The organism is Streptomyces sp. NPDC055506 (assembly GCF_053643595.1).
In genome coordinates this window covers 15,155-39,180 of record NZ_JBSHKH010000036.1, presented here as the reverse complement: position 1 = coordinate 39,180, position 24,026 = coordinate 15,155, and the positions used below count along the sequence as shown (strand labels likewise).

Annotated in this window: 20 protein-coding genes; 6 read left to right on the top strand and 14 right to left on the bottom strand. The window is 71.2% G+C overall.

Going from position 1 to position 24,026, the window contains the following annotated elements; all coding sequences use genetic code 11:
* Positions 1 to 23 precede the first annotated feature (23 nt).
* Together ACWIF2_RS16420 and ACWIF2_RS16415 are read right to left on the bottom strand one after the other, a co-directional pair.
* Entirely contained in the window at positions 24 to 998 is a 975-nt protein-coding gene (locus ACWIF2_RS16420; protein WP_454361068.1) for a phosphotransferase enzyme family protein, read from the bottom strand.
* Entirely contained in the window at positions 991 to 1,581 is a 591-nt protein-coding gene (locus ACWIF2_RS16415) for a TetR/AcrR family transcriptional regulator (protein WP_454361067.1), read from the bottom strand. Before ACWIF2_RS16415 ends, ACWIF2_RS16420 begins: the two co-directional genes overlap by 8 nt.
* A gap of 159 nt (positions 1,582 to 1,740) precedes the next feature.
* Between ACWIF2_RS16415 and ACWIF2_RS16410 the strand changes: the two genes are divergently transcribed.
* The 3 genes from ACWIF2_RS16410 to ACWIF2_RS16400 are packed head-to-tail and all read left to right on the top strand — an operon-like array spanning position 1,741 to position 5,888.
* Positions 1,741 to 3,501 (top strand): S8 family serine peptidase, encoded by a 1,761-nt coding sequence (locus ACWIF2_RS16410; protein ID WP_454361066.1) that lies wholly within the window; start codon positions 1,741 to 1,743, stop codon positions 3,499 to 3,501.
* 30 nt (positions 3,502 to 3,531) lie between these two features.
* The gene (locus tag ACWIF2_RS16405; RefSeq protein ID WP_454361065.1) at positions 3,532 to 4,611 is read left to right on the top strand and encodes a ComEC/Rec2 family competence protein; all 1,080 of its coding nucleotides are present in this window, start codon (positions 3,532 to 3,534) and stop codon (positions 4,609 to 4,611) included.
* Positions 4,608 to 5,888, top strand: a complete 1,281-nt coding sequence (locus ACWIF2_RS16400) for a patatin-like phospholipase family protein (RefSeq protein WP_454361064.1) — start codon at positions 4,608 to 4,610, stop codon at positions 5,886 to 5,888. Before ACWIF2_RS16405 ends, ACWIF2_RS16400 begins: the two co-directional genes overlap by 4 nt.
* A 1-nt stretch (position 5,889) precedes the next feature.
* On the opposite strand, the gene ACWIF2_RS16395 is transcribed toward ACWIF2_RS16400, so the two are convergent.
* Positions 5,890 to 7,209 carry a jacalin-like lectin gene (locus ACWIF2_RS16395; RefSeq protein WP_454361063.1) on the bottom strand — a complete coding sequence of 440 codons (1,320 nt, stop codon included), beginning with the start codon at positions 7,207 to 7,209 and terminating at the stop codon, positions 5,890 to 5,892.
* Between the two features lie 115 nt (positions 7,210 to 7,324).
* Positions 7,325 to 8,092: a hypothetical protein gene (locus ACWIF2_RS16390; RefSeq protein ID WP_454361062.1), complete on the bottom strand. Its 768-nt coding sequence runs from the start codon at positions 8,090 to 8,092 to the stop codon at positions 7,325 to 7,327.
* Between the two features lie 240 nt (positions 8,093 to 8,332).
* Here ACWIF2_RS16390 and ACWIF2_RS16385 point away from each other — a divergent pair, with 240 nt between their 5' ends.
* Positions 8,333 to 9,628, top strand: a complete 1,296-nt coding sequence (locus ACWIF2_RS16385) for an MFS transporter (RefSeq protein ID WP_454361061.1) — start codon at positions 8,333 to 8,335, stop codon at positions 9,626 to 9,628.
* On the opposite strand, the gene ACWIF2_RS16380 is transcribed toward ACWIF2_RS16385, so the two are convergent.
* The 9 genes from ACWIF2_RS16380 to ACWIF2_RS16340 form a co-directional block, all read right to left on the bottom strand.
* The gene (locus ACWIF2_RS16380; RefSeq protein ID WP_454361060.1) at positions 9,618 to 10,424 is read right to left on the bottom strand and encodes an ABC transporter permease; all 807 of its coding nucleotides are present in this window, start codon (positions 10,422 to 10,424) and stop codon (positions 9,618 to 9,620) included. The two genes, ACWIF2_RS16385 and ACWIF2_RS16380, sit on opposite strands and share 11 nt — an antisense overlap.
* 1 nt (position 10,425) lies before the next feature.
* Positions 10,426 to 11,229: an ABC-2 family transporter protein gene (locus tag ACWIF2_RS16375; protein WP_454361059.1), complete on the bottom strand. Its 804-nt coding sequence runs from the start codon at positions 11,227 to 11,229 to the stop codon at positions 10,426 to 10,428.
* Position 11,230: 1 nt separating this feature from the next.
* A complete protein-coding gene (locus ACWIF2_RS16370; RefSeq protein ID WP_454361058.1) occupies positions 11,231 to 12,226 on the bottom strand; it encodes an ABC transporter ATP-binding protein in 996 nt (331 codons plus the stop codon).
* 126 nt (positions 12,227 to 12,352) lie between these two features.
* Positions 12,353 to 15,220, bottom strand: a complete 2,868-nt coding sequence (locus tag ACWIF2_RS16365; protein ID WP_454361057.1) for a glycoside hydrolase family 2 TIM barrel-domain containing protein — start codon at positions 15,218 to 15,220, stop codon at positions 12,353 to 12,355.
* A 12-nt stretch (positions 15,221 to 15,232) separates the two neighbouring features.
* Positions 15,233 to 16,120, bottom strand: a complete 888-nt coding sequence (locus tag ACWIF2_RS16360; protein WP_454361056.1) for a carbohydrate ABC transporter permease — start codon at positions 16,118 to 16,120, stop codon at positions 15,233 to 15,235.
* On the bottom strand, positions 16,117 to 17,082 hold the full coding sequence (locus tag ACWIF2_RS16355; RefSeq protein ID WP_454361055.1) for a carbohydrate ABC transporter permease: 966 nt from the start codon (positions 17,080 to 17,082) through the stop codon (positions 16,117 to 16,119). Before ACWIF2_RS16355 ends, ACWIF2_RS16360 begins: the two co-directional genes overlap by 4 nt.
* A 21-nt stretch (positions 17,083 to 17,103) precedes the next feature.
* Positions 17,104 to 18,369 (bottom strand): ABC transporter substrate-binding protein, encoded by a 1,266-nt coding sequence (locus tag ACWIF2_RS16350; protein ID WP_454361054.1) that lies wholly within the window; start codon positions 18,367 to 18,369, stop codon positions 17,104 to 17,106.
* A gap of 221 nt (positions 18,370 to 18,590) precedes the next feature.
* The gene (locus tag ACWIF2_RS16345; protein WP_454361053.1) at positions 18,591 to 19,841 is read right to left on the bottom strand and encodes an ROK family transcriptional regulator; all 1,251 of its coding nucleotides are present in this window, start codon (positions 19,839 to 19,841) and stop codon (positions 18,591 to 18,593) included.
* Positions 19,842 to 20,049: 208 nt separating this feature from the next.
* The gene (locus ACWIF2_RS16340) at positions 20,050 to 20,742 is read right to left on the bottom strand and encodes an ANTAR domain-containing protein (protein WP_454361052.1); all 693 of its coding nucleotides are present in this window, start codon (positions 20,740 to 20,742) and stop codon (positions 20,050 to 20,052) included.
* Positions 20,743 to 20,932: 190 nt separating this feature from the next.
* Here ACWIF2_RS16340 and ACWIF2_RS16335 point away from each other — a divergent pair, with 190 nt between their 5' ends.
* Positions 20,933 to 21,277: a helix-turn-helix transcriptional regulator gene (locus ACWIF2_RS16335; protein ID WP_454361051.1), complete on the top strand. Its 345-nt coding sequence runs from the start codon at positions 20,933 to 20,935 to the stop codon at positions 21,275 to 21,277.
* Between the two features lie 16 nt (positions 21,278 to 21,293).
* Here the strand turns inward: ACWIF2_RS16335 and ACWIF2_RS16330 are convergent, their stop codons facing one another.
* Entirely contained in the window at positions 21,294 to 22,550 is a 1,257-nt protein-coding gene (locus ACWIF2_RS16330; RefSeq protein ID WP_454361050.1) for a D-arabinono-1,4-lactone oxidase, read from the bottom strand.
* 172 nt (positions 22,551 to 22,722) lie between these two features.
* Here ACWIF2_RS16330 and ACWIF2_RS16325 point away from each other — a divergent pair, with 172 nt between their 5' ends.
* Positions 22,723 to 23,730 carry a hydroxyacid dehydrogenase gene (locus tag ACWIF2_RS16325; protein ID WP_454361049.1) on the top strand — a complete coding sequence of 336 codons (1,008 nt, stop codon included), beginning with the start codon at positions 22,723 to 22,725 and terminating at the stop codon, positions 23,728 to 23,730.
* Positions 23,731 to 24,026 lie beyond the last annotated feature (296 nt).

Below are 24,026 nucleotides of genomic sequence, written 5' to 3'. Positions count from 1 at the left end.
CCAACCGATCAAAGAGGCACGCTCTAGCCGTCGAGCGCGGCGACCAGCAGGGCGACGGCGGCCAGGTCCGGCATGTCGCGCAGGTAGGTGAGGGCTTGGTCGGCCGCGAACTCGCGCTGTGCAGCGGTCACTTCGGGATCGACGGCCGTATCGGTCTGCACATGGACGTAGTTGAGGGCCGTGGCGAAGAGCATGGAGAACGACTCCGGGCCCGTGATGACGGCCGGGCCTCCTGCGTCGCGGTAGGCCCGCGCCAGCCGCCGGGCGGATTCGATGTTCACGTCATTGCCGCCCGACCAGACGTAGAGGGCCCGGGCGAACTCCCGTTCCGCCGAGACCGGCCCGGCGTTGTCCCAGTCGAGGAGGACCGGCCCGTCCGGGCCGACCAGGACGTTCTGGGGCTGGAGGTCGAGGTGCGAGGTCACGAGGCCGCGCGGTTCCGACGGGGTGACCCAGTGGGCCAGCGGGGGCGCGGACGTGGCGACGAAGCCGCCGAGCTCGTCCGACCAGGGCAGGCCGGCGTCCCGCACCTTCTTGAGCACGTCCTCCCACTCGGCGTCGTCGGGGCACCGCTCGTACCAGTCGCCCGGGGTGCCGACGGCACCCTCCCCGGCCTGGTGCAGCAGCGCCATGGTCCGGCCGAACCAGTCCAGCACGTCCGGGTCGGAGGCGTCCGCCCGAGTGCCGTCGACCCAGTCGTACAGCTTCACCCAGGAGGTGCCGCCCGGGGTGTCGAGGCGGGTGACGTACGCGCCGTGCCGGTCGGGGTGGAGCCGGGGCGAGGCGATGCCGAGGCGTTCCGCGGAGTCCCGTAAGGCGGCCTCGAGTCGTACCTGGGCTTCGTCGCAGCCGAAGAGGAGCTCCTTCACGGCCCAGGACCGGCCGTTCCCGGTGAGCTTCCAGATCTGGCCGAGGGCGCCCCGGGTGACGGGCGTCATCGCCCAGGGGCCGACGCCGAGCGAGTAGATCTCGGCTATCGAGTCGGCGGTGTCAATCATCGGGGTTCCTCTCCTCGCGGGGCCAGTTCCGGAGCAGCGCGTGCAGGGCGTCGATGGCCCGGTCCCAGGACGCCTGTACGTCCCGGGGCGCGCCGAAGGCGCCGTTGGACTCCAGGGCGCAGTAGCCGTGGAAGGTGCTGCGCAGCAGGCGCACGGCGTCGGTGAGGTCGGGTTCCTCCAGGCCGTAGGCGCGGAGCATGCCGTAGGTGACGTCGGCCGTGCGGCGCATCGCGGGGGAGTCGGCGAGGAGGTCCTGGTCGACCGGGATCTGGGTCGCCGCGTACCGGCCGGGGTGCTCGAGGGCGTAGGCCCGGTAGGCACCGGCGAAGGCGGCGAGGGTGTCCCGGCCCGCTTCCCGCCCCTCGACCGCCGCCGCGATCCGGTCGATCATCTCGCCGCCCGCGAGGAGCGCCAGGCGGGTACGGAGGTCCTTGAGGTTCCGGACGTGGGTGTACAGGCTGGCGTCCTTCACGCCGAAGCGGCGCGCCAGCGCGGACAGGGTGACACGCTCGAAGCCGGCCTCGTCGGCGAGGTCGGCTGCGGCCGCGACGAGGCGGTCGGGGGTGAGGCCGGCTCTGGGCATGGGGGTTCTGGGCGTTACCTCTCGAAGAAGGCCACGACGGTGATGCCGCGTCGGTGTGAAGGGCCCACGGACGCACGGTGATCGTAGCCTGCGGGCCCGCGGTTGCAGTGCCCATGACCAGGGCGGAAAATGAGAACAGGCTACGCACCGGGAATCCACATGGACCGAGCCGATCTCGCAGCGGTGTTCTATGGGGAGGGACCCGTACCTGTCCTCTGGGCCACCTACTGCCCCGTCCAGTTCGACGTGTGGCTGGCGTTCGCCCAGCCGCCGCGGCCGTCCTCGGAGGGACGCCAGGACCTGATCCTCGCGATCCGCGAGGAGTACGGCGTCGAGCGCGTACTTGAACGGTTCCAGAGTCGCGGGCTGATGGAGAAGTGCCGTCCGATCGCCGCCGGGAGCTTCGTGGCGGCGCGGCTGACCCTGAAGGAACTCGTCAGCGACCTGCTGCCGCTGACCAGTCTCGCCGGCGCGGTGCGGGTCGCCCACGAACTCGCCGGTGCCGGTGGTGCGGACGGCATCGAGGCGGCCCTCGCCGGACACGTCAGGACCCCGGCCACCAGCGAGATCCACGACAGCATGGAGCGTCGGCAGGAGCGCGGCCGCCATCTCACCTGGTTCCTGCGGCTGCTGCACCGCGTCGTGGAGAACGCGCGGCCGGACCTCGCCCGGAGCGACACCCGCGAACAGGAGGTGACCGCCGTACTCGTCGACATGCTGAACGACGTCGTCGTGGACACCACCCCGGTGCGCGGGCCGCACACCCCCGTCGGGCGCGTGGCCGACCGCAGGCAGAAGTACCCGATCGTCTCCGTGACGACGAACCGGCCGGCGACCCGCGCGGTCGTACGGTCCCGCCGGACGATCAAGGCCGACGCGGCGGAGCAGGTCTTCTCGGTCGACACCGCCACCATCGGATGGGCGGTGGTCGACAGCGGCATCGACGCGCGGCACCCCGCCTTCCACGACTGGGACACCACCGGCCCGACGCCGCAGCCACTGGAGACGCGCATCGCCCGCTCCTTCGACTTCACCGGTGTACGGGAAAAGCTCACCGCCGACGTCCTCGTGGGCGGCCTCGTCAACTGGGCGGCCGCCCTGCCGTCCGTCGAGACCACTCCGGCCCCGGGACAGCAGCCCGCCCGGCCCCCGCCCGGCGACCAGCACGGCACCCATATCGCCGGCATCATCGGCGGCTGGTGGCCGGAGCTGGACTTCCGCGGCATCTGCCCGCGCATCCGGCTCTACGACTTCCGGGTCCTCGACGACGAGGGCGGCGGCGACGAGTTCTCCATCGTCACCGCGCTCCAGGCGATCCGTCACATCAACGAGCAGGCCGGGCGGTTCATCGTCGCCGGGGTCAACATCAGCCTGTCCGTCCCGCACGACGTCGCCAGCCACTCCACCGGATGGACACCCGTGTGCGTCGAGTGCGACCGCCTGACCCGGTCGGGTGTCGTGGTCGTCACCGCGGCCGGCAACGCGGGGTTCACCGGCGGCACCGCGCACACCCTGGGTGCCGACTACCGGGACATCAGCATCTCCGACCCCGGCAACGCGGACTCCGTCATCACCGTCGGCTCCACCCACCGCAGCAACCCGCACCGCCACGGCGTCAGCTACTTCTCCAGCCGGGGTCCCACCGGCGACGGGCGGCTCAAGCCCGACCTGGTGGCGCCGGGGGAGGACATCGACGGACCCATCCCCGGCGAGGGCATCTCCGCCATGCACGGGACCAGCCAGGCGGCGGCCCATGTCAGTGGAGCCGCCGCCATGCTGCTCGCCCGCCACCGGGAGCTGCTCGGCCGCCCGGAACGCGTGAAGGAGATCCTCTGCGCCACCGCGACCGACCTCGCCCGCGAACGCCACTTCCAGGGCCATGGGCTCGTCGACGTGCTGCGTGCCGTGCAGTCCGTCTGACGGGCCGAACCACCAGCCAGGCAGGTTGACATGTATACCTTCGATTTCCTCGACGCCAAGCACGGCGACTGCTTCCTCGTCCGCTGGGGCGCACCCGACGAACGGGTCATGCTCGTCGACGGCGGTCCCGTCGGTGTCTACCGGGCCACGCTCCGCGGCCGGCTCCAGCAGCTCGGCACGCCCGGCGGCGACGCCCCGCCGCACCTCGACGTCGTGTGCCTCTCCCACGTCGACGACGACCACGCCGGCGGACTCGTACGGCTCTTCCGCGACATGAGGCAGGCCCAGCAGGACGGGGACGCACTGCCCTACGCGGTGGACGCCCTGTGGTTCAACTCCGTGGAGGAACTCGTCGACAAGCGCGCCCCCGGGCTGAGCGCGTCCGTCAAGCCGCTCCTCGAACGCGCCGCCACCGACGCGGCGGTCGCCGCCAGCTACCAGCAGGGCCGCGACATCCGCAACGCGGCCGGCGCGCTGCACCTGGACGGCAACGCCCCGTTCGGCGGGCCGCTCACCGAGGGCGCCGAGGCCACCCTCGACGACCTGGACGTCACGGTCGTCGCGCCCGACGAAGCGGCGCTCGAGGAGCTGGAGGAACGCTGGCGCAAGGCGAAACAGCGCGGCGACCCCGACGTCATCACGGCGGCGTACGCCGACTCGTCGGTGCCGAACCTCTCCAGCATCGTCCTGCTGCTGCGCCACGACGGCCGCACCGCGCTGCTCACCGGCGACGCCCGCGGGGACCACATCCTGACCGGGCTGCGTGAACTGGGCCTGCTCGACGACTCGGAACCGCTCCACGTCGATCTGCTGAAGCTGCCGCACCACGGCAGCGACCGCAACGTGGAAGCCGGCTTCTTCGAGCAGGTGCGGGCCGACCACTACGTCGTCTCCGCCGACGGCGTCCGCCACCACCATCCGAACGAGGACACCCTGCGCTGGCTCGTCGAGTCCCGGGCACCGGACGACGAGTACGTCATCCACCTGACCAACCACATCCCGTTCGCCGAGGAGGAACTGACCCGGCTCGGCGAGGGCCGCGCCTTCGGCGTGGACGTCCGGGAGCCGGCCGAGCAAGCGCTCGTCGTCACGATCGGAGACCGGCCATGACCTCCGCCCGGCATGCCCCAGCCCCGCCCGCGCCCCCGGCCGAGACCACGGCGGCCGCCCCTCCTGGATGGCTCGTCGACTCGCCCGCCGTCGGCACGGGCCTCGTGGCCCGTCCCTGCGGTGACACCCTCCGCCCAGCCGAACCGGCCCCCACGGCCCACCCGGTCGCGCTCGCGATGTCCGGCGGGGGATTCCGCGCCACCCTCTCCGCACTCGGCTTCGTCCGGCTGCTGGCCGACACCGGGCTGCTGTCCCGGCTGCGCTACTCCTCCTCCGTTTCCGGGGGCTCGATCGCCAACGGCTGCCTGGCCACGGCGTGGCCCGCGCTGCGGCAGGAGGGCTTCACCGCGCGTGCCGTGGACGAACTCGTCATCGCACCGGTCGTCGACCGCATCTCCTCGCGCTCCCTCAAGCGGGCCCTCCTGCGCGGCCTGTGGCGGACCATCGGGCCCACGACCCGCACGGACCTGCTGGCCAGGCGTCTGGACGAGTGGTTCTTCGAGAAGGCCGAACTGGAGCGGCTTGACCCGCAGGTGCGCTGGATCGTCAACGCGGCCAACCTGACCACCGGTGCCCGCTTCACCTTCGAACGCGATGTGTACGGCGACTACACCATCGGCCTGGCTCCCACGGCCGGCACACGGCTGCGGCTGAGCCGGGCCGTGTCGGCCTCCGCGGCGGTGCCCGGCGCCTTCCCGCCCGTCGTCCTCGACCGGAACCCCTTCCCGTGCGCCACCCACCCGCCCGCGCTGCTCGACGGCGGTACGTACGACAACACCGGCCTGGAGGCCATCGACGGGGACCGCTACCGCCACACCTTCCTGTGCGTCCTCAACGCCGGAGGACTGCTGCGGCCCGGTGTGTACGGGCGCTTCCCCGTCGTCCGCGACCTGGCCCGGGCGAACTCCCTGCTGTACCGGCAGAGCACCACGCTGCGGACCCGGGCCGTCGTCGACCGCTTCGAGGGGGCGAGGGCGGCGGGCCCGGACGGCGAACTGCCGCGCGGTGCCCGCCGGGGAGTCCTCGTCCAGCTCTCCACCGACTTCCCGGCCGAGGGCCCGGACGCCCTGCGCCGCTGGCGCGCGGCCTTCGCCGAACAGCCCGCCTTCGACGGCCGGCACCTGGCCCTCGTCCCGACCGTCTTCGACCGCCTCGACCCCGGCCTGTGCCGGGCCCTGGTCCACCGCGGCTGGTGGCTCGGCGGCGCGGCCCTGGCGACCTACCACCCGGAGCTGCTGCCCGCCGACTTGACGGCCCTGAGCCCGCCGCGACGCTGACTCAGCGGATCGGCGCGTACACCACTCCCAGCTTGTCGACCTCGTCTCCCGCGCGGCCCGTGAAGCCCACGATTTGCCGGCCGGCGGGGGCCGTGAAGGTCTTCGCGTCGGACGTGGCGGTACCGGCGGACAGGGTGCGGCCCTTGTCGGTCGTGAACGCCGCCGAGAACAGGCGGGTACGGCCGTCCTTCTGTCCCTGCGTGAGCCTCACCGAGGTCAGGTGCTCACCGGCCGCCAGCGTCAGCGACGTCGCCGTGCCGCCCGTGCCGCCGTGGGTGAGCGTCGTACCGCCGTCGTGGGCCAGGGACACCGCGTCCAGGCGGGCGCTGCCGCGCAGGGTCAGCGTGCGGGGAGCCGGGGTCGCGGGCAGGTCGTCCGCGTCGTTGAAGGCCGTGCCGTGCGGGCCGCCGAAGAAGTCGCTGGCGCGCAGGGAGGAGTCGAGCGTGTAGGAGAAGTCGACCGTGTGGGGGAAGTGGTCGGAGAGGTTGGCGCCGGCCGGGTCGAGGAAGGACGCCCAGTCGTTGCTGTAGCGGGTCGCGTTCAGGCTGAGCAGCTTGCTGCCGCGGTAGAGGACCTTGTCCACGACCTCGCAGTCGTTCGTGGGCGCCGTCGTGGGACAGACGAGCGCGTCGCTGCCCTGGGCCGGGGGCGTCCCGCCCTTCACCCGCTGGACCCACGCGTCGGTCAGGCCGTTCTCGCTCAGCAGCGTGCGGATGTTGTCGCCGGAGCGCGTGTACCGCGTGTTCGTGTCGCCCATGACGATCACCGCGTTGCCCGCCGAGTTCGCCTGGATGAAGTCGGAGAGCTGCTCGATGTTGGCCCGGCGGGCGGCGAGCGCGTCGGCGGAGTCGTCCGCGTTCGTGTGCACGTTGTAGAGGTCCACGAAGACGCCCTCGGCGAGCCGGACCCGGGCCAGCGAGAAGCCCTTGGGGGTCAGGCAGTTGGTGCCGGTGCACTTGTTCCACTTCACCCGCTGGAAGTCCTCGAAGGGATGGTCCGAGAGGGTGTTGAGGCCGTCGCCGAAGGGGACACCGCCGCTGGTCGCGGTGCGGTGGGCGTGGTTGTCGCCCGCGTACAGGGCCGCGTGGTAGTTGAAGTCCTCCTGCACATTGACGATGTCGTACGCCCCGAGGCGGGGGGAGATCAGTGGGGTGTTCTTCTCCGGGTTGCCGGAGCTCAGACCCTCGGGAAGGCCCGCGACGTTGTAGGTGAGGACGTTGAAGGAGCCGGAGTCCGCGGCGACGGCGGGTGTCGCGGCGGTGGCGGCCAGGCCCGTGACCGCCAGGGCGGCGGCCATGAGGGTGCCGATCAGTCTCTTCATGGGGGGTGTCTCCGGTCGGGAGGCAGCGGGGAGGAAGGTGAACGGTGCTCAGGTTCGGGGGCAACACCCGTGTGGCGCAAGGGGAGTAGGGGAAACAGTTGAAGGCAAACCCGCCTCAGGAGGGACGCAGCAGGTCCAGGTCCGTGCCCCAGGCGTCGAGGACCTTGTCGTGCCCGGCCCTGCGCGCCGCCTCCTCGATCCCGGTGAAGAGCGCGCGCTGCGTGGGCGGGTCACCGTCGGCGAGCAGGCGGCGTACGACGGGCAGCAGCCGGTCCGCCTCCCACCGCCGCTCGCCCAGCGGGCTCCGCTCCAGCTCCCACCGCAGGTACTTGTTGTAGGGCCGGACACGGCGGTGCAGCGCGAAGAGCACCTCCAGGGCGTACGGCACGGACTCGGCGGCGTCCAGGTGACCCATGGCCGGGTTGCCGTCGCGGTAGCTCTTCAAGGAGCGGTAGGTCTGGTTGACGTAGGCGTCGAGCCAGCCGTCGACGGCGGCCCGGGCCTCTTCGGCACCCAGCCGCCGCTTCTCGTCGAGGATCCGGGCGATGTCCCCGTCGAGCCGGTCGAGCAGTACCTCCGCGTGGACATAGGAGTAGCGCGCGAAGTGGTCGGGCCGGCCGGGCATGCCGCGGGTCCGGAACTCCGCCAGCGGGATGACGACGAGGTCGAGGTGGGCGGAACGGAACCAGTCCAGCTCGGCGAGTGCGGAGGCCTGCCGGTCCCGGAGGATCACGTGCAGGTCGTAGTCCGAGTGGACGGTCGGCATGCCCTCGTGGACCCGTGAGCCGCTGAGGACCAGACCCGCGACTCCGGGGTCCTCGGCCGCCCGGGCGGTGAAGGCGGCGAGTGTGTCGTCAGGGGTGTTGCCCAGGATGATTTGCATGGTGATCTCTCCCAGTGGGACGGGCACGACAAAGCAGTGCGTTGCGCGTCTGCGGTGTCCCGGGACACCGCGGAAGAGATCAGCTCACGGTGCGGACGATAGCCCGCCCGCACCGCCCGCCGGTATTGGTTTTCGCCCTACGCCTGCGGCGGCGAGCGTGAGCGGGCGGAGGGCGTGCGACACCCTCAGTCGCCGCGCTCGGCCGTAAGGTTGCCGTGCATCGGCGACGGGGGAGTGTGCATGACATCCGAGGCGGCGCGGCGCGAGGACGAGCCCGGCAGCGGCACGCCCCGGGACGCCGGCGACGACGGCTTACGCGGCCCCCGCCCGCTGTGGCGGCAGCGGGACTTCGGGATCTTCTGGACCGCGCAGACGCTCTCCGTCCTCGGCGACTCCTTCGCCCTGATCGCCCTGCCGCTGCTGGTCCTGGAGGCCACGGGTTCGGTCGCGCGGATGGGGCTCCTCACCGCGGTGGGCGGGGCGGCGTCCGTCGCGGCCGCGGTGTTCGCCGGGGCGGTGGTGGGCCGGGTGGACCGGCGCCGGCTGCTGATCGGCTGCGACCTGGTGCGCATGGGGCTGTACGGCGTGATCCCGCTGGTGTGGCTGTTCGGCCCGCAGATCTGGCTGCTGTACGTGGTGCTGCCGCTGTGCGAGGCCGTCGGCATGCTGTTCGCGGTCGGCTACGTCACCGTCGTGCGCGGCCTGGTGGGCACCGGTCAACTCACCGAGGCCAACGGCCGGTTGAACGCCACGGCCGCCGCCGCGGGCGTTCTCGGGCCGCTGTGCGCGGGACTGGTGGCCGCTTGGTCCGGGCCGGCCGCGGCCGTCGGCGTGGACGCGGCCAGCTTCGGGGTGTCGGCGGCCCTCCTGTTCTGCGTACGGTTCCGCAAGCGCGCCCCGGACGACCGGCCGGGCACGCGCACCGGCCTGTGGCAGGACCTGCGCACCGGCATCGCCTTCCTCTACGGCCACCCCGTGCTGCGCTCGCTCACCGTTCTGCTGTTCGTCTTCAGCTTCCTCACCCTCGGCATCCACGACCTGGTCATCTACCACCTCAAGCACGATCTCGGCCAGGACGACGGCACGGTCGGCACCGTCATGGCGGCCGGCGCGCTCGGCACCATCGCGGGCGCCCTGCTCGTGGCCGGGATCCGCCGCCGCCTCGGCTTCGGGCCGACCTGGGTCGGCTCGGTCGCGGGCTGCGGGCTCGCCTTCGCCGGTCTCGGCTGGGCCCGTGACGTGCCGGCCGTCGCGGCCCTGTGCGCCGCCTTCCTCGCCTGCGCCGCCATGGGAGGCACCTGCTCGATGTCGTTCCGCCAGGAGGTGACCCCGGAACACCTCCTGGGCCGGGTCACCTCCGCGTTCTGGACCCTGCACTACGCGGCGGCACCGATCGGCGCCGCCGTGCTGACCTGGGCGGCGGAGGAACAGGGCACGACGCCGGTCGCGCTGGCCGCCGGAGCGACCTGCGTCCTGCTCGCCGTGGCCGCCCTGTTCACCCCGGTCCACGGCGCGGGCCGGACCGTCAGCCGTTGATGCCGCTGTAGTGCCGCAGACTCCACCGCCACAGCAGCCGCGCCCCCAGATACGCCAGCAGCCCGAGCAGCGGTGAGGCCGCCGCCAGCCAGTACGGCACACCGGTCGTATGGCCGTGCCCGGTCAGCACCGCCGCCGGGAAGTAGGCGACGAACGCGAGCGGGAGGCCGTAGGTCAGGAGTCCTCCCACGGCCTTGGGCAGCACGTTCAGCGGATAGCTGCCGAACGTGCCGAGGAGTTCCTCGAGCCAGCGGCCCCACATGTCGGCGGCCGGGAAGCGCAGGGACGCGCTCGCCACGACCGTGAACAGGGCCGCCTCCAGGAGCATGCCGCCCAGCACGGCCGCGATCAGATACGTGATCCGGCCCGCCGTCCAGTCCAGGTCGCTGCGGGACAGCGCGCCCACCATCAGGCCCGCCGCGACCGTCAGGTCCCCGATGGCGTTGGTGGGGAAGAAGGCCAGCTGGATCTGCCGGTGCACCGGCATCGGGCGCATCAAATAGATGTCGATCCGGCCTTCCTGGACCTGCCGGCCGGCCCAGTGCATCCGCCCCAGGAACAGCACGAACAGACCGTGCGCCAGCATGCGCGTCGCCGGGATCAGCAGCACGTCCGAGCTGTCCCAGCCGCCCATCCCGGCGAACCGGGACAACAGCACCGTGGCGAACACGATCACCGACACCTGCCAGATCGCCCCGATCGCGATCATCAGCAGGAACTCGGTCCGGTACTCCATCTGCGCGCGGAAGTTGAGCGCCGTCACGCGCCACACTATCCGCAGAGCTTTCAGCGACATCTCAGCCTCCCTGCGAGATCACGCGCCGGGCGGCCCGCCGCCACAGCAGCCGGGTGAACAACGCCAGCACCACGACCCACCCGGCCTGGACGCAGAGCTGGAAGGCCGCGTCCGACAGGGGGATCCGGCCCACGTACAGCGACAGCGGCACGCTCAGCGTGGCCTGGAAGGGCAGGAAGGCGCTCATCGTCACGAACCAGTCCGGGAAGAACCACAGCGGCGCGTACACGCCGGACAGCAGGTTCTGCGCGAACAGCAGGATGAGCATCGCGGCGGTGTTGCGGACCGTCCAGAAGCACAACTGGTCGAGCATGAGCATCACGTAGTACAGGACCCACTGGCCCAGCAGCATGCTGAGCGCGAACACCCCGGCCACCGCGGCCGAGCGGGGCGGGTCGACGAGCCCGGCGGCCAGGCAGATCACATACCCGGTCAGCGCCCACGCGAGCCCGTACAGCTGCTCGCCCGCGGCCCGCAGGGCGTAGTAGCGCTGCGGCGGCAGCGGGCGCAGGTACCAGTAGACGATCGTGCCGAAGTGCATGTGCTGGAGGACCGTGTCCCGGCCCGCGTACTGGTCCAGCTCCCGCAGCCGGGAGGCCAGTACGGCCAGTACGGCGTAGGTGACCGCCTGGTCGCGAGTCAGGCCGGCAGTCGTGCCGGAATCCGCGTACAGGCCGCGCCACAGCGACCAGACCAGGACCACCTGCACGGCCAGCCGCAGCGCGACGGCCGTCATCCGGGGCGGGGCGTTCAACTCGCCCAGCGGGGTGACGCGGGCGGCGCGCCAGGCGTGCAGCACGGCCATGTCAGACCTCCCCGGCATGCACGTACGCGGCCCGCATCACGTCTTCCAGGTCCGCCTCGTCCAGGGCGATGTCGGTCACCTCGTACCGCTCGATCACCGCCTTGAGCGCCTGGTGGACGGTGGGCGCGTCCGCGCCGTCCGGGCCGAAGACGACCTGCGCGCCGTTGTGCCGCAGCAGCGTGATCCCGGGCGGTGGCAGGACCTCGGCGTGCGGGTCGGCGAGCGTGGCGCGCACCTGCCAGGTGGAGCCGAACTTCCGGCGGATCTCGTCGAGGGTGCCGTCCAGGACCAGCCGGCCGTGGTTGACCAGCACCACCCGCTCGGCGAGCCGCTCGACCTCCGTCATGTCGTGCGTGGTCAGCAGGACCGTACGGCCGCGCTGCTCCACCTGGTGGCGCAGGAACTCCCGCACCTGCTCCTTGACCACCACGTCCATGCCGATGGTCGGCTCGTCGAGGAAGACCACCGGCGGATCGTGCAGCAGGGCGGCGGCCAGGTCGCTGCGCACCCGCTGGCCCAGGGAGAGATGACGGACCCGGGTGTCCCAGAAGGACGACAGGTCCAGGAGCTCGTCGAACTCCTTCAGCCGGGCGGCGTGCTCGGCCTTCGGCACCTCGTAGATGTCCCGCAGGATCGCGAACGACTCCCGCACCGGCAGGTCCCACCACAGCTGGGTGCGCTGCCCGAACACCGCGCCTACGTTCCGGGCGTTGCGCTCCCGCTCCCGGTACGGCACGACGCCCGCGACCCGGGCCTCGCCGGAGGTGGGGGTGAGGATGCCGGTCAGCATCTTGATGGTGGTGGACTTGCCGGCGCCGTTCGGGCCGAGCAGGGCGAGGAGTTCGCCCGGGGCCACGTCGAAGGTGATGTCGGAGACGGCGTGCTTGGCCACCCGCTCGGGGTTGACGAGCGAGCGGACGGCGCCCAGGAATCCGGGGCGGCGGACGGTGGTGTGGAAGGTCCGGGACAGTCCGCGGACCTCGATGGAGACACTCAATCGACCCACCTGCTTTCGTGCGGTGAACGCAGCTGCGGCCGGTCGGCTTCGAGGGCCGACCGGCCGCGGATGACGTCCCGACACTGTCGGAATGTCGATCAATTGGTCAATCGATTAAACGATTTCTTACCCGGTGGTCGAGAACACGAACGAGAACTCCGCCGGCTCCGCCTTCAGGAAGTACTGCGGCAGCGGACCCGGGCCGCACGACTGCGAGCCGATGCCGTGCTGCCCGTGGTCGAGGTTGACCCACACCGTGTCGCCGGCCGTGAGGTCGGTGCGGTGCCGGGCCGCCTCGAGCTGCTCGGTCGTCCAGCGCCGCGCGGTGAACCAGAACTCCGGGTCGCCCTCGATCCGCAGCCCGCCGAGTTCCACCCAGCGGACATCGGCCCGGGCGCCGTTCTCCTGCGGACGGACGTACGGGGTCTGCAGCCCGTCCACCGTCGACTGCCAGCGGCCCACCATCGACGCCGTCCTGGTGTCCGGGTAGGCCTCGCCCGGACCGCCGCCGAACCACTCCACCCGGTCGGCCTCCGGCAGCCCGAAGCGGACACCGAGCCGGGGCAGCGGCACCGTCCAGTCGCCCTCCGGGGTCACGGACACGGTCAGCCGCAGCCGCTCGCCGTCGGACGTCCAGCGGTACACCGTGTCCAGGCCGACCTCGCGGGCCGCGGGCGCCACCCGGGTCCGGACCGTCAGCGCGTCGTCGCCGGCCTCGACCGAGACCAGGCGGTGACGCATGCGGTGCAGGCCGAGCGTGCGCCACAGCATCCCGTAGCGGGTGTCGGTCTGCCATTCCGCGCCGTCGTCGTTGTCGGTCGGCGCGCGCCACACGTCCAGCTTCGGTGCCGCGCCGACCCTGACCCCGCCGATCGAGCGCAGGGCGCCGGTACGGGGGTCGAACTCGGCGGGGCCGAGGGTGATCCGGTCCGGGTCCGCCACGGGCCGGTCGCTCGCGGGGAAGGACGGCAGCGGCCGTACCCCCACGGCGAACTGCCCCCAGGCCACGACATGGTCCTTCGGACCCCAGACCGTGTCGTCGGCGAGCAGGGCCCGCACCGTCCACTGGCGTTCGCCGCCCCGGCCGTCCGCGGGTGGCTCCGGCAGCTTCACCTCGGCGCTCTCGCCCGGCACGAGCACCGGCACCGCGAGCGGGCCCGACTCGACGGTCTCGCCGTCCACCTGGCAGGACCACTCGAAGGCCAGCGCGGACAGGTCGGCGAAGTCCTGCTTGTTGGTGATCCGCACGGTGCCGTCGGTGCCGTCGCCCTCGATGCCGACCGGCTCGATGACCTTCTTGTACTCGATCAGACCCGGCGACGGCGTCCGGTCCGGGAAGACCAGCCCGTCGCAGACGAAGTTGCCGTCGTGCAGCTCCTCGCCGAAGTCACCGCCGTAGGCGTAATCCAGCTCGGCGTGCTTGACGCCGTGGTCGATCCACTCCCAGATGAAGCCGCCCTGGAGCCGCTCGTGCTTCTCGAACAACTCCTGGTAGTCGGCGAGCCCGCCCGGGCCGTTGCCCATCGCGTGCCCGTACTCGCACTGGATGAAGGGGAGTTCCCGGCGCTTGCCGGTACCGCCGTCGAGCCGCTGCCCGATCTTGTCGACCTCGTCGTGGAAGGCGTACATCCGCGAGTACACGTCCGTGTCGCGGCAGTTCCAGTCGCCCTCGTAGTGCACGAGGCGCTCGGGGTCGCGGTCGTGGATCCACTCGGCCATCGCGGTGAGCCCGCGGCCGGTGCCGGCCTCGTTGCCCAGCGACCAGAACACCACCGACGGGTGGTTCTTGTCCCGCTCGACCATCCGCTCGGCGCGGTCCAGCAGGGCCGGGGTCCAGCGGTCGTCGTCGACCGGGTTGTCCCGCCAGTCCTGCTCGGTGAAGCCGTGGGTCTCCAGGTCGCACTCGTCGATGACCCACAGGCCGTACTCGTCGCACAGGTCCAGGAAGGCCGGGTGCGGCGGGTAGTGCGAGGTGCGCACGGCGTTGAGGTTGTGCCGCTTCATCAGCAGCACGTCCTCGCGCATGGTCTCCAGGTCGAGCGCACGGCCCTTCTCGGGGTGCCACTCGTGCCGGTTGACGCCCTTGAAGAGGACGGCCTTGCCGTTGACCTTGATCAGCCCGTCCTCGAGGGCGACCGTCCGGAATCCGATCCGCAGCGGCACCCGCTCGCCCTCGGTGGCCAGCACACCGTCGTACAGCCGCGGTGTCTCGGCGGTCCACGGCTCGACGGCCACCGTCACCGGCTCGCCGGTCGCGACATCGATGTCCAGACCCGGGACGGTCACCCGCCCCTCCACGTCGGAGTCGACGCGCAGGGTGCCCTCGCCGCTGGTGTGGTCGTACGAGGCGTGCACGAAGAAGTCGCCCACACTGCCCGCCGGGCGGTGCAGCAACGTCACGTCACGGAAGATGCCCGGCAGCCACCACTGGTCCTGGTCCTCCAGGTAGGAGCCCGCCGACCACTGGTGCACCCGCACCGCCAGGACGTTGCCGCCCGGCTTCAGCAGATGCCCCACCGCGAACTCGTGCGCCAGCCTGGAGCCCTTGAACTCGCCGAGCTCCGTGCCGTTCAGCCAGAGGCGGGCGCAGGACTCGACGCCGTCGAACCGCAGCACCGCCCCGCCGTCCGACGGCCAGTCCGACGGCAGGTCGAAGACGCGCAGATGGTCACCGGTCGGGTTCTCGGTCGGGACGTGCGGCGGGTCCACCGGGAAGGGGTAGAGGTGGTTGGTGTAGATCGGGGACCCGAACGCCCCGTCGCCCTGGAGGACCCAGTGCCCGGGGACCGTGACCTCGGCCCAGCCGTGGGCGTCGTAGCCCTCCTCGGCGAACGAGTCGTCCTCGGCGTCGACGGTGGCCGACAGCCGGAAGCGCCAGCTGCCGTTCAGCGACAGGGACGCGGCGTCCGAGGACGCGTACCAGGCGCGGGCCGGAAGAGCCCCGCTGCCCGGGGAGACGTCCTCGACATAGTCGGCGGTGGTGCGGAAAGACATCGGTCTCCTAGCTCAGCCCTTGATGCCGGTCTGGGCGATCCCCTGCACCAGCCAGCGCTGGAGGAAGAGGAAGACGAACACCAGGGGCAGGATGGAAATGGCCGTGGCCATGAAGATCAGGTGGTAGTTGACGGTCTGGTTCGTCATGTACGACGACAGCGCCACCTGGACCGTCCAGGCGCTCGGGTCCTGGCCGATGACCAGGGGCCACAGGAAGGCGTTCCAGCCGTTGATGAAGGTGATCGTGGCGATGGCCGCGAAGAAGTTCAGCGAGTTCGGCACGACGACACGCCAGTACGCGCCCCAGTAGCCGAGCCCGTCCACGCGCGCCGCCTCCTCCAGCTCCTTGGGGAACCCCAGGAAGTACTGCCGGAACAGGAAGCAGGTGAAACCACTGAAGAGCCCCGGGATGATGAGACCCCGGTAACTGTCCACCCAGCCGAGGGACGAGACCAGAACGAAGCTCGGCACGAAGGTGACCGCCGTGGGAACCATCAGCGTGGCCAGGACGGCGTAGAACACCTTGTTGGCGTGCTTGTACGGGATCCGGGCGAGGCCGTACCCGGCCAGCGAGCAGATCAGCAGGATGCCGGCGGTGTGCAGGACGGCGACGACCACCGAGTTCCACAGGGACTGGGCGAAGTCGACCGTGACATCGTTGAACGGCTCGGTGATGTTGCCCCACTGGATGGTGGTGGGGAACCACTTCCACTCCTCGCCCGTGATCTCCTGGTCCGTCATCAGCGCGTTGCGGACGATCAGATAGAAGGGGACCAGGAAGAGCAGGGCCGCGACGCCGGTCGCGATGTACAGCCCGGTGTTGCCGAGGACCCCGCCGCCACGCTTGGCCCTGGCGGCCGGCTTCGCGCCCTCGCGGATGTCGGGTGCTGTGGTGGTCACTTGGACTCCTCACCCCTTCCGAAGCCCATGATCTTGCCCTGGAGCAGCGTGACGACGCAGATGAGCAGGGTCAGGACGACCGCGCCCGCGCTGCCCGCGCCGTAGTTCTGGTTGTTGCCGAGCGCCATCTTGTACAGCTCGACCAGGGGCGGCTGGCCCCAGGTGGCCTTGGACAGCAGGTTGAAGAACTCGTCGAAGGCCTGGTAGGCGGCGACGAGCAGAAGCAGGATCACCGCGGTGGACGTGGCCCGCAGCTGGGGCAGCGTGATGTGCCGGAAGGTCTGCCAGCCCGGCTTGGCACCGTCGATGGAGGCGGCCTCGTACAGCTCCCGCGGGATGTTCTGCAGCGCCGCGAGGAACAGGATCATGTAGAAGCCCGACTGCAGCCACAGTCGCACGGTCACGATGACCAGCCAGTACCAGGGCGGGTCGGGGTTGGCCAGCCAGGCGACGTTGTCGATGCCGAACCAGCCGATGACGGTGTTGGCCAGGCCGAAGCGGACGCCGTTGAAGATGGACATCTTCCAGATCAGCGCGGCGGCGACGTAGCTGACCGCGGTCGGCAGGAAGAACACCGAACGGAAGAACGCCCGCATGAACCGCAGCCGGTTCACCAGCAGGGCGAGACCCAGCGACATGGCCCAGGTCGCGGGCACGATGAACGCGGCGAACACGGTGAACGTGACGAGCGAGTTCCGGAAGTTCGTGTCGTTAAGGATCTGCCGGTAGTTGTCGAAGCCGATGAACTCGCTCGGCGTGACGGTGAAGCGCGCCTCGAAGAAGCTGAGCCAGATGCTCCAGCCGATGGGCACGAAGACGAAGATCACCAGGCCGATCAGGAACGGGCCGGTGAAGAGCCAGAAGTTGAAGGTGCTGCTCGCCCTCAGGCCCCGCCGCGGCCGGGTCTTGGTGACCTTGGCCGGGGCGGGCTGGGCGACCCCGCGTGTGGTGGTGGTCGACATGTCGTGGTCCGTCCGCCGGGCCTAACCGAACAGCTTCTTGAGCTCGGCGTCGACCTTCTTCTCGGCGGCCGCGAGCTGGGCCTTGGGGTCGCCGTTCTTGCGGACGGAGTTCGCCATGACGTCGTTGATCGCGGCGATCATGGCCTGGGTCCAGCCGATGTTGTCGAAGTGGCCGAACTCGTTGAAGAGCTTCACGCCCTCGGCCGGCAGGCCGGACTTCAGCTTGGTGGCGGACTGGGCGAGGGAGGTGCGCGGCGGGATGTGGAATCCGTAGGAGGTGGCGAAGTCCTCCTGGTACTTCTTCTGGTCGATCCACAGCCACTTGACGTAGTCCTTGGCCGCCTCGACGTTCTTGCCCTTGGCGTTGACGAACATCGACCAGCCGCCGTTGTAGACCGACTCCTTGCCGGCGGAACCGATCTTCGGGAAGGGGAAGATGCCGATGTCGTCGCCGAGCGCCTGCTGCATGGCCGGCATGGCCCACATGCCGCACCACTGGATCGCGGTCAGGCCCTGGTTGAAGGCGGAGGGGTCCCAGGAGTCGGCAGGGGCGTCGAGGAGCAGGTTGCCGCTGGTGAACAGGCCACGGAGCTGCTTGAGGCCGTCGGCCACCGCGTCCGTGTTGAAGGCGGGCTTGTTGTCCGGGGTCAGGGTGTCGGCGCCGGCCGACCAGATCACGTTGTGCTGGATCGAGGTCAGGTCGTTGCCGAGGAAGATGCCCTTGACCTTGTTGGTGGTCAGCTTGTCGGCGGCCTCGATCAGCTCTTCCAGCGTGGTCGGGACCTCGATCTTCGCCTTCTCGAACAGCGAGGGCCGGTAGAAGAGGAACTGCGGGTCGTCGATCATCCGGATGCCGTATATCTTGCCGTCGACCGTGTGCGACTTGATGTCGGCCGGGTTGAAGTCGTCCTTGACCGGGTCGATGATGTCGGTCAGGTCGGCCACCTGACCGCTCTTGACGAGCTGGATCTGCGGGTGGAACTCGAAGACGTCCGGCGCGTTCTTGGTGAGCAGCGCGGCGAAGAGCTTCTGCTCGTAGTTGTTGCCGGTGATCCACTGGGTGGTCACGTTGGCGTCCTTGTAGGCCTTCGCGTAGCGCTTCACGGCCTGCTCGACGCCGGCCTCGCCGTATGCGTGGAAGTACTGGGTGAGGCCGTCACCCGACCCGGACCCACCGCCCCGGCCGGTGTTGCTGCCGCACGCGGCGAGTCCGCCGGCGGCGGCCAGGCCCATCGCGGCCCGCAGTACGTTGCGGCGGTCCCAGTTCATGTTGCTCGATGCCGACATGCTGACGTCCTTGTCTCGAGTGCGGCTGCGGCTCTTCGGCTCACTGCCTGATGGCTCACGGGCCCGGGGGCTCGCGCCAGATGGCTCAAAGAGAGGTGCGGTGCGGGACGCTAGAGCTTCGGCTAAGGCTTCGGCAAGGGGTTGGACGAAGTCTGTTCGAAGCGTTGTGTCCGGTTCGCGATTTCGAACATGCGGGGGTGGCGGAGGAGTTGCTTCCGCCGCTAGGAGGGGGGTGCGGCGGCGGTTCGGCTCCTCACGGGGGCGGTGCGTTTGCCGTTCTTCTGCCCGACGGCCTGGAGCGCGCCCTCCAGCGCGAACGTCGCCGCGCCCAGGCACACCGGGTCGGTGGGGATCGGGGAGAGGACGATCTCGGTGGCGGCCAGGGGCCGCGGCAGCGCGTGCCGGGTCACGGCCTCGCGCACCTCGTGCAGCAGCGGTTCGCCCAGGGTGCGGGCGACCCAGCTGCTCAGCACGACGATCTCGGGGTTGAACAGGTTCACCAGGTCCGCGACGCCGGCGCCCAGATAGCGGGCGGTCTCATGGACGGCCCGGCGTGCCACCGGGTCGTCCGCCGCGATCCCGCGGGCCAGCGCGTCGATGGTCGCCGTCTGGTCGTCCGCGTGCAGCAGCGCGCTGTCTGGGCCGATCTCCCGCAGGTTCAGCATGATGCCGCGCGCGCCGACGTACGTCTCCACACAGCCGTGGTTGCCGCAGCGGCACAGCCGCCCGTCCAGCACCATTGTGGTGTGGCCCCACTCGCCGGCGCTATTGCTCACCCCGCGGTGCAGCCCGCCGCCCAGGACGAGCCCGGCGCCCACGCCGGTGCCGAGGTTGACCACCACGGCGGTCCCGGCTCCGCGCGCGGCCCCGAACCACAGCTCGGCGACGGCGCTGGCGCGCAGCGGGTTGTCCAGGTAGAGCGGGTAGGCGATGTGCTCCGTGAGCAGGTCGAGCAGCGGTACGTCGTGCCAGTCCCAGTTGGGCGCGTACTCCGAGATGCCGGTGGCGCGGTCCACCTGCCCCGGCACGCTCACACCGACCCCGAGCACCCGGGCGCCCTCGATGCCGGCCTGGGTGACCACCGAGCCGACGGCGGTGGCCACATGGCCGACCACCTGCTCGGGCAGGCTCTCACTCGCCCGGACGTCCTCCTCGGCGCGGGCCAGGACGTTCAGCCCCAGGTCGAACAGCTCGACATGGACGTAGGTCTCGGCGATGTCGACGCCGATCAGCGCGCCGCCCGAGGCGTTCACCGCCACCAGGCCCCGGGGCCGGCCCCCTGCCGAGTCCTCGAAGCCGACCTCCGTGATCATGCGGAGGTCGAGCAGCTCGCCCACGAGCGTGGCCACCGTGGCGAGGCTGAGGCCGGTCGCGGCCGCCAGCTCCTGCCGGGAGGTGGGTGACTCCGCGATGATCTGGCGCAGCACCTCGTAGCGGTTCGCGGTGCGGATGTCGCGTGATGTGCGCTTCACCGGGGTGCCCCATCCCTTCCCAGACCTGCCCTGGCCGGGGTCGACGTCGGCACCGGCGCGGCGCAAGGCTATGGGCTGGCGGGACTTTCGACAAGGGGTTTGGAAAGGGGCTTTATAAAGTGCGCTCCCGGTGGAACCGGCGGTGGCTGGCCATGGCCTGTTCATGATGCCTCAGGGGGCGGACGTGGCGGGTCCCGGGAGGGGCCTGTCAGTCCCCGTGCTCGACGGTTCCGCTGGGACCGGCCGCCGCGGCGCTCCGGGTGCTCGTGCTCGCGACCGCGGCCGCCAGTTGCCGCCGCACCTGTTCCGGCAGTGTGGTTCCGTGGGCGGTGCTCACCAGCTCGTCGGCCAGATGGTGCAGCTTGGTGTTGGTGTTCTGGGAGGTCCGGACCAGCACGCTCCAGGCCGCCTCGGGGCTCAGTCCGAAGGAGGCCATCAGGATGCCGCGGGCCAGATCGATCGTCGGCCGGGTCTGCATCGCCCGTCGCAACTGGGCGACTTCGGTCCGCAGGTCCTGGTCGGCGCCGGTCTGAGGGGAGACGGCACGGGCGGGCCGGGGGGCGTCGTCCGTCAACAGCTCCCGGGTGCCGGTCAGGTCGAGGACCCGCTCGACCGCGCGGCCGCTGGAGCGCACCACGACCGTCTTGGCCAGGTCGAGGGCGCGCATGCGCAGATCCAGCAGCACGTTGAGGCCCGAGCAGTCGCAGAAGCCGACCGCGTCCAGGCGCAGGTCGATGCCGCTGCCCGACAGCGTGAGGATGTCGTACAGGTCCGGCAGCAGCCGCCGGCTTCCCAGATCCAGTTCCCCCCACAGGGTCACGGTCATCCGGTCGCCGTCCGGTGCGACGTCCATGGTCGCCATGCACGGCGGGATCGCCGCCGGTGCGCTGTCGCCCGCCATGGATGCGCCGCCCTCCGGCGCGTGAGACCGCGCAGAGTACGCAGGCTCCGGCATGGCCCTCTTCTCCCTTGTCCGTTCGCCCTGCCCCCGTGATTCCAGCGTTGCCTCTCTACCCCACACACGTCAACCGATACATGAAACGAAGTACGTGTTTTTGATTGCGTGAACCCCTGGTCGCTAGAGTGGGGGTATGGATGGAGTGCCCGAGCCACACACCGGATGGACGTTCATCACCAACCACGCCCGGGTGCTGGCGGCCATCGCCGACAATCACAGCGCCCGCATCCGGGACATCGCCGCCCACTGCCGGCTCACCGAACGCGCCGTGCAGAAGATCATCGCCGACCTGGAGCAGGACGGATATCTGTCCCACACCAAGGAGGGCCGCACCAACACGTACCGGATCGACCCCGGCAAGGTGCTGCGCCACCCCGCCGAGGCCGGTCTGACCGTGGCCTCACTGCTCTCCCTGCTCGTCCAGGCCGAGGCCGACCGCGTCACCGCCCCGGGCGGCAGGCCGCGCGCCGCGACCTGACTCGCCGACCGCCCGCCTATGCCTCCGCGAGCACGTCCCGCACGAAGGCGTTGGCGAACTTCCCCTCCGGGTCCAGCTCCCGCGTCAGCGCGCGGAAGTCGTCCAGCCGCGGATACAGCCCGCCCAGGACGGACGCGGGCACGGTGAACACCTTGCCCCAGTGCGGCCGCGCCCCGAAGGGCTCCAGCGCCTCCTCGACCCGCCGCACCACCGGCAGCACCGCCCGGGTGTCCTCGACCCAGGTGAAGTGCGCCGCGACGGTGTCCCGGCCGTGGGACGGGCTCAGCCACTGGTCGTCGCCGGCGACCGTGCGCACCTCGCAGGTCTGCAGCACCGGGGCGACGGTCTCCCGGATCGCGTCGAGCGCGCGCAGCATCTCCACGGCGTGCCCGCGCGGCAGCAGATACTCCGACTGAAGCTCCGCCCCGCTGCTCGGGACGAACTCCGCCCGGAAGTGCGGCAGCCGCTCGTGCCACGGCCCCGGCACACCGAACTGCTCGGTGCAGTTCACCGCGGGCATGCCCGGCACCGGGTGCATCTTCTCGGTGGCGGGAGCCGCCCAGGGGAAGGCCGGCAGCGCCTGGTCGGTGCGCCGCTTCAGCCACACCTGCCGGAAGCCCGGCGCACGCCAGTCGGTGAACAGGCTGACGCTGTACCCCGTCGCCATCACCGTCTCGAACGTCCCCGAGTCCAGCCCCTCCAGCGGCAGTTCGGTGAACACATGCTGCTCGACCTCGAAGGCCGGCTCCAGGTCGAGGGTGAGCGCGGTGACGACACCGAGGGCGCCGAGCGAGGTGACGGCCCCGCCGAACCGCTCCTCGTCGCGTCCCGTCGTCACCGTCGAGCCGTCCGCCGTGACCAGCTCCACCTCGCGTACGACCGTCGAGAGCGGGCCGTTGAGGACCCCCGAGCCATGGGTGCCGGTGGCGACCGACCCGGCCACCGAGATGTGCGGCAGGGACGCCATGTTGTGCAGCGCCAGACCCTGCCCGTGCAGCCGGCGGGCCAGCTCCGCGTAGCGCACCCCGCCGCCGACGCGGACCGTACGGGCCACCGTGTCGACGTCCACCTCGGGCGGCAGATCGGCCAGCGACAGCAGGACACCCTCGGCGCCCGGCTCGGCGATCCCGTTGAACGAGTGCCCGCTGCCCAGCACCCGCACCCGGTCGCTGTCCGCGACCAGCGCGCGCAACGCGGTGAGCGAGCCCGGCCGGTGCAGCTCCTTGGCCGCGTAGGTGATGTTGCCCGCCCAGTTGGTCACGGTCCCGGTCATCCACGTCGTCCTTTCCCCGAGGCTGTGGGGACGACAAGCCCCCGCCGGAACCTACCCCGGCCCGGTGTCCGTTGCCGCCGCCGCCCGGCTCGGCCTACCGTGGAGAGGTTGTAGAGAGCGGTTTCTATCCGCTCCGTTTCCCCGTGTGCCGCCGAGCCGGAAGGTCACCTCCTTGAGCCAGCGCCCCCAGGCACTGTTCGCCATGGCCGCAGAGAACGTGCCGCAGGTCTTCCCGCCCGAGGTGCTGGCGCGGCTGCGGGAGTCCGTGGACATCGATCCCGCCCTGGTGGCGCAGGACTTCACCGACCCGCGCGTGCTCGGGGCGCTGGCCCGGACCGAAGTCCTGGTGACCGGCTGGGGCTGCCCCCGGATCGACGAGACGGTCCTCGACGCGGCTCCCCGGCTGCGCGCCGTACTGCACTCGGCCGGCTCGGTGAAGTCCTTCGCCACCCCCGGGATCTGGCGGCGCGGCATCGCCGTCTCCTCGGCCGCCGTCGCCAACGCGCTGCCCGTCGCCGAGTACACCCTCGCCATGATCCTGCTCGCCGGGAAGGACGTCCTCGCCGCGCGCGACCGGATGCGCACGTCCCGCACCTCCTCCGGCTGGGGCATCGTCCCCGGCATCGGCAACTACGGCCGCCGCGTCGGCGTGATCGGTGCCTCCCGCATCGGCCGCCGCGTCCTCGAACTGCTCCGCCCCTTCGATCTGCGGCCCGCCCTCACCGACCCGTACGTCGACGAGGCGGAGGCGGCCGCGCTGGGCGTCCCCCTGCTGGAGCTGGACGACCTGCTGCGCACCTGCGACATCGTCACCGTCCACGCCCCCGAGACGCCCGAGACCCACCACCTGATCGGCCGCCGCGAGCTGGCCCTGATGCCCGACGGGGCGGTGCTCGTCAACACCGCGCGCGGCGCGCTGGTCGACCACGACGCCCTGGTGGCCGAACTGCGTGCCGGGCGCCTGACCGCGATCCTCGACGTCACCGACCCCGAGCCGCTCCCCGCCGACTCACCCCTCTACGACCTGCCCGGCGCCTTCGTCACCCCGCACCTCGCGGGCTCCCAGGGCAACGAACTGGCCCGCCTCGGCCGGACGGTCGCCGAGGAGGCGGAACGACTGCTGGCCGGAGGGGAACCGGCCTATGCGGTCGACTTGGCGGCGCTGGGGCGGGAGGCCTGAGAGCGCGCCTGGTGGGCAGCGCCAGTATGTGCCGATATCGGCAGAATCGATCCCGTTCGGCTCGGCTGAGGCCGGCCGTCTGTCGTGTGCTTGCCCGCCGGGTTGCCAGGGGTCCCGGTGGCCGGGTGGGGTGCGTGGTCCGGCGGGTCGCCTCATGGGGTCGGCCGGGCGGGCGGGGGCCGCGGGGGTGTGACGGTTGTGCGCGGGCGGGCCTGGCGCTGATGTTCGACTGCCGTCCCGGCCGGGCGTCGTGTGCTTGCCCGCCGGGGCTGCTGCGGGCTCCGACAGGCCGGGCA

Coding starts and splice junctions, on each gene's coding strand:
- ACWIF2_RS16420 (WP_454361068.1), bottom strand. CDS start 998: ATGATTGACACCGCCGACTCGATAGCCGAGATCTACTCGCTCGGCGTC.
- ACWIF2_RS16415 (WP_454361067.1), bottom strand. CDS start 1,581: ATGCCCAGAGCCGGCCTCACCCCCGACCGCCTCGTCGCGGCCGCAGCC.
- ACWIF2_RS16410 (WP_454361066.1), top strand. CDS start 1,741: ATGGACCGAGCCGATCTCGCAGCGGTGTTCTATGGGGAGGGACCCGTA.
- ACWIF2_RS16405 (WP_454361065.1), top strand. CDS start 3,532: ATGTATACCTTCGATTTCCTCGACGCCAAGCACGGCGACTGCTTCCTC.
- ACWIF2_RS16400 (WP_454361064.1), top strand. CDS start 4,608: ATGACCTCCGCCCGGCATGCCCCAGCCCCGCCCGCGCCCCCGGCCGAG.
- ACWIF2_RS16395 (WP_454361063.1), bottom strand. CDS start 7,209: ATGAAGAGACTGATCGGCACCCTCATGGCCGCCGCCCTGGCGGTCACG.
- ACWIF2_RS16390 (WP_454361062.1), bottom strand. CDS start 8,092: ATGCAAATCATCCTGGGCAACACCCCTGACGACACACTCGCCGCCTTC.
- ACWIF2_RS16385 (WP_454361061.1), top strand. CDS start 8,333: ATGACATCCGAGGCGGCGCGGCGCGAGGACGAGCCCGGCAGCGGCACG.
- ACWIF2_RS16380 (WP_454361060.1), bottom strand. CDS start 10,424: ATGTCGCTGAAAGCTCTGCGGATAGTGTGGCGCGTGACGGCGCTCAAC.
- ACWIF2_RS16375 (WP_454361059.1), bottom strand. CDS start 11,229: ATGGCCGTGCTGCACGCCTGGCGCGCCGCCCGCGTCACCCCGCTGGGC.
- ACWIF2_RS16365 (WP_454361057.1), bottom strand. CDS start 15,220: ATGTCTTTCCGCACCACCGCCGACTATGTCGAGGACGTCTCCCCGGGC.
- ACWIF2_RS16355 (WP_454361055.1), bottom strand. CDS start 17,082: ATGTCGACCACCACCACACGCGGGGTCGCCCAGCCCGCCCCGGCCAAG.
- ACWIF2_RS16350 (WP_454361054.1), bottom strand. CDS start 18,369: ATGTCGGCATCGAGCAACATGAACTGGGACCGCCGCAACGTACTGCGG.
- ACWIF2_RS16340 (WP_454361052.1), bottom strand. CDS start 20,742: ATGGCGGGCGACAGCGCACCGGCGGCGATCCCGCCGTGCATGGCGACC.
- ACWIF2_RS16335 (WP_454361051.1), top strand. CDS start 20,933: ATGGATGGAGTGCCCGAGCCACACACCGGATGGACGTTCATCACCAAC.
- ACWIF2_RS16330 (WP_454361050.1), bottom strand. CDS start 22,550: ATGACCGGGACCGTGACCAACTGGGCGGGCAACATCACCTACGCGGCC.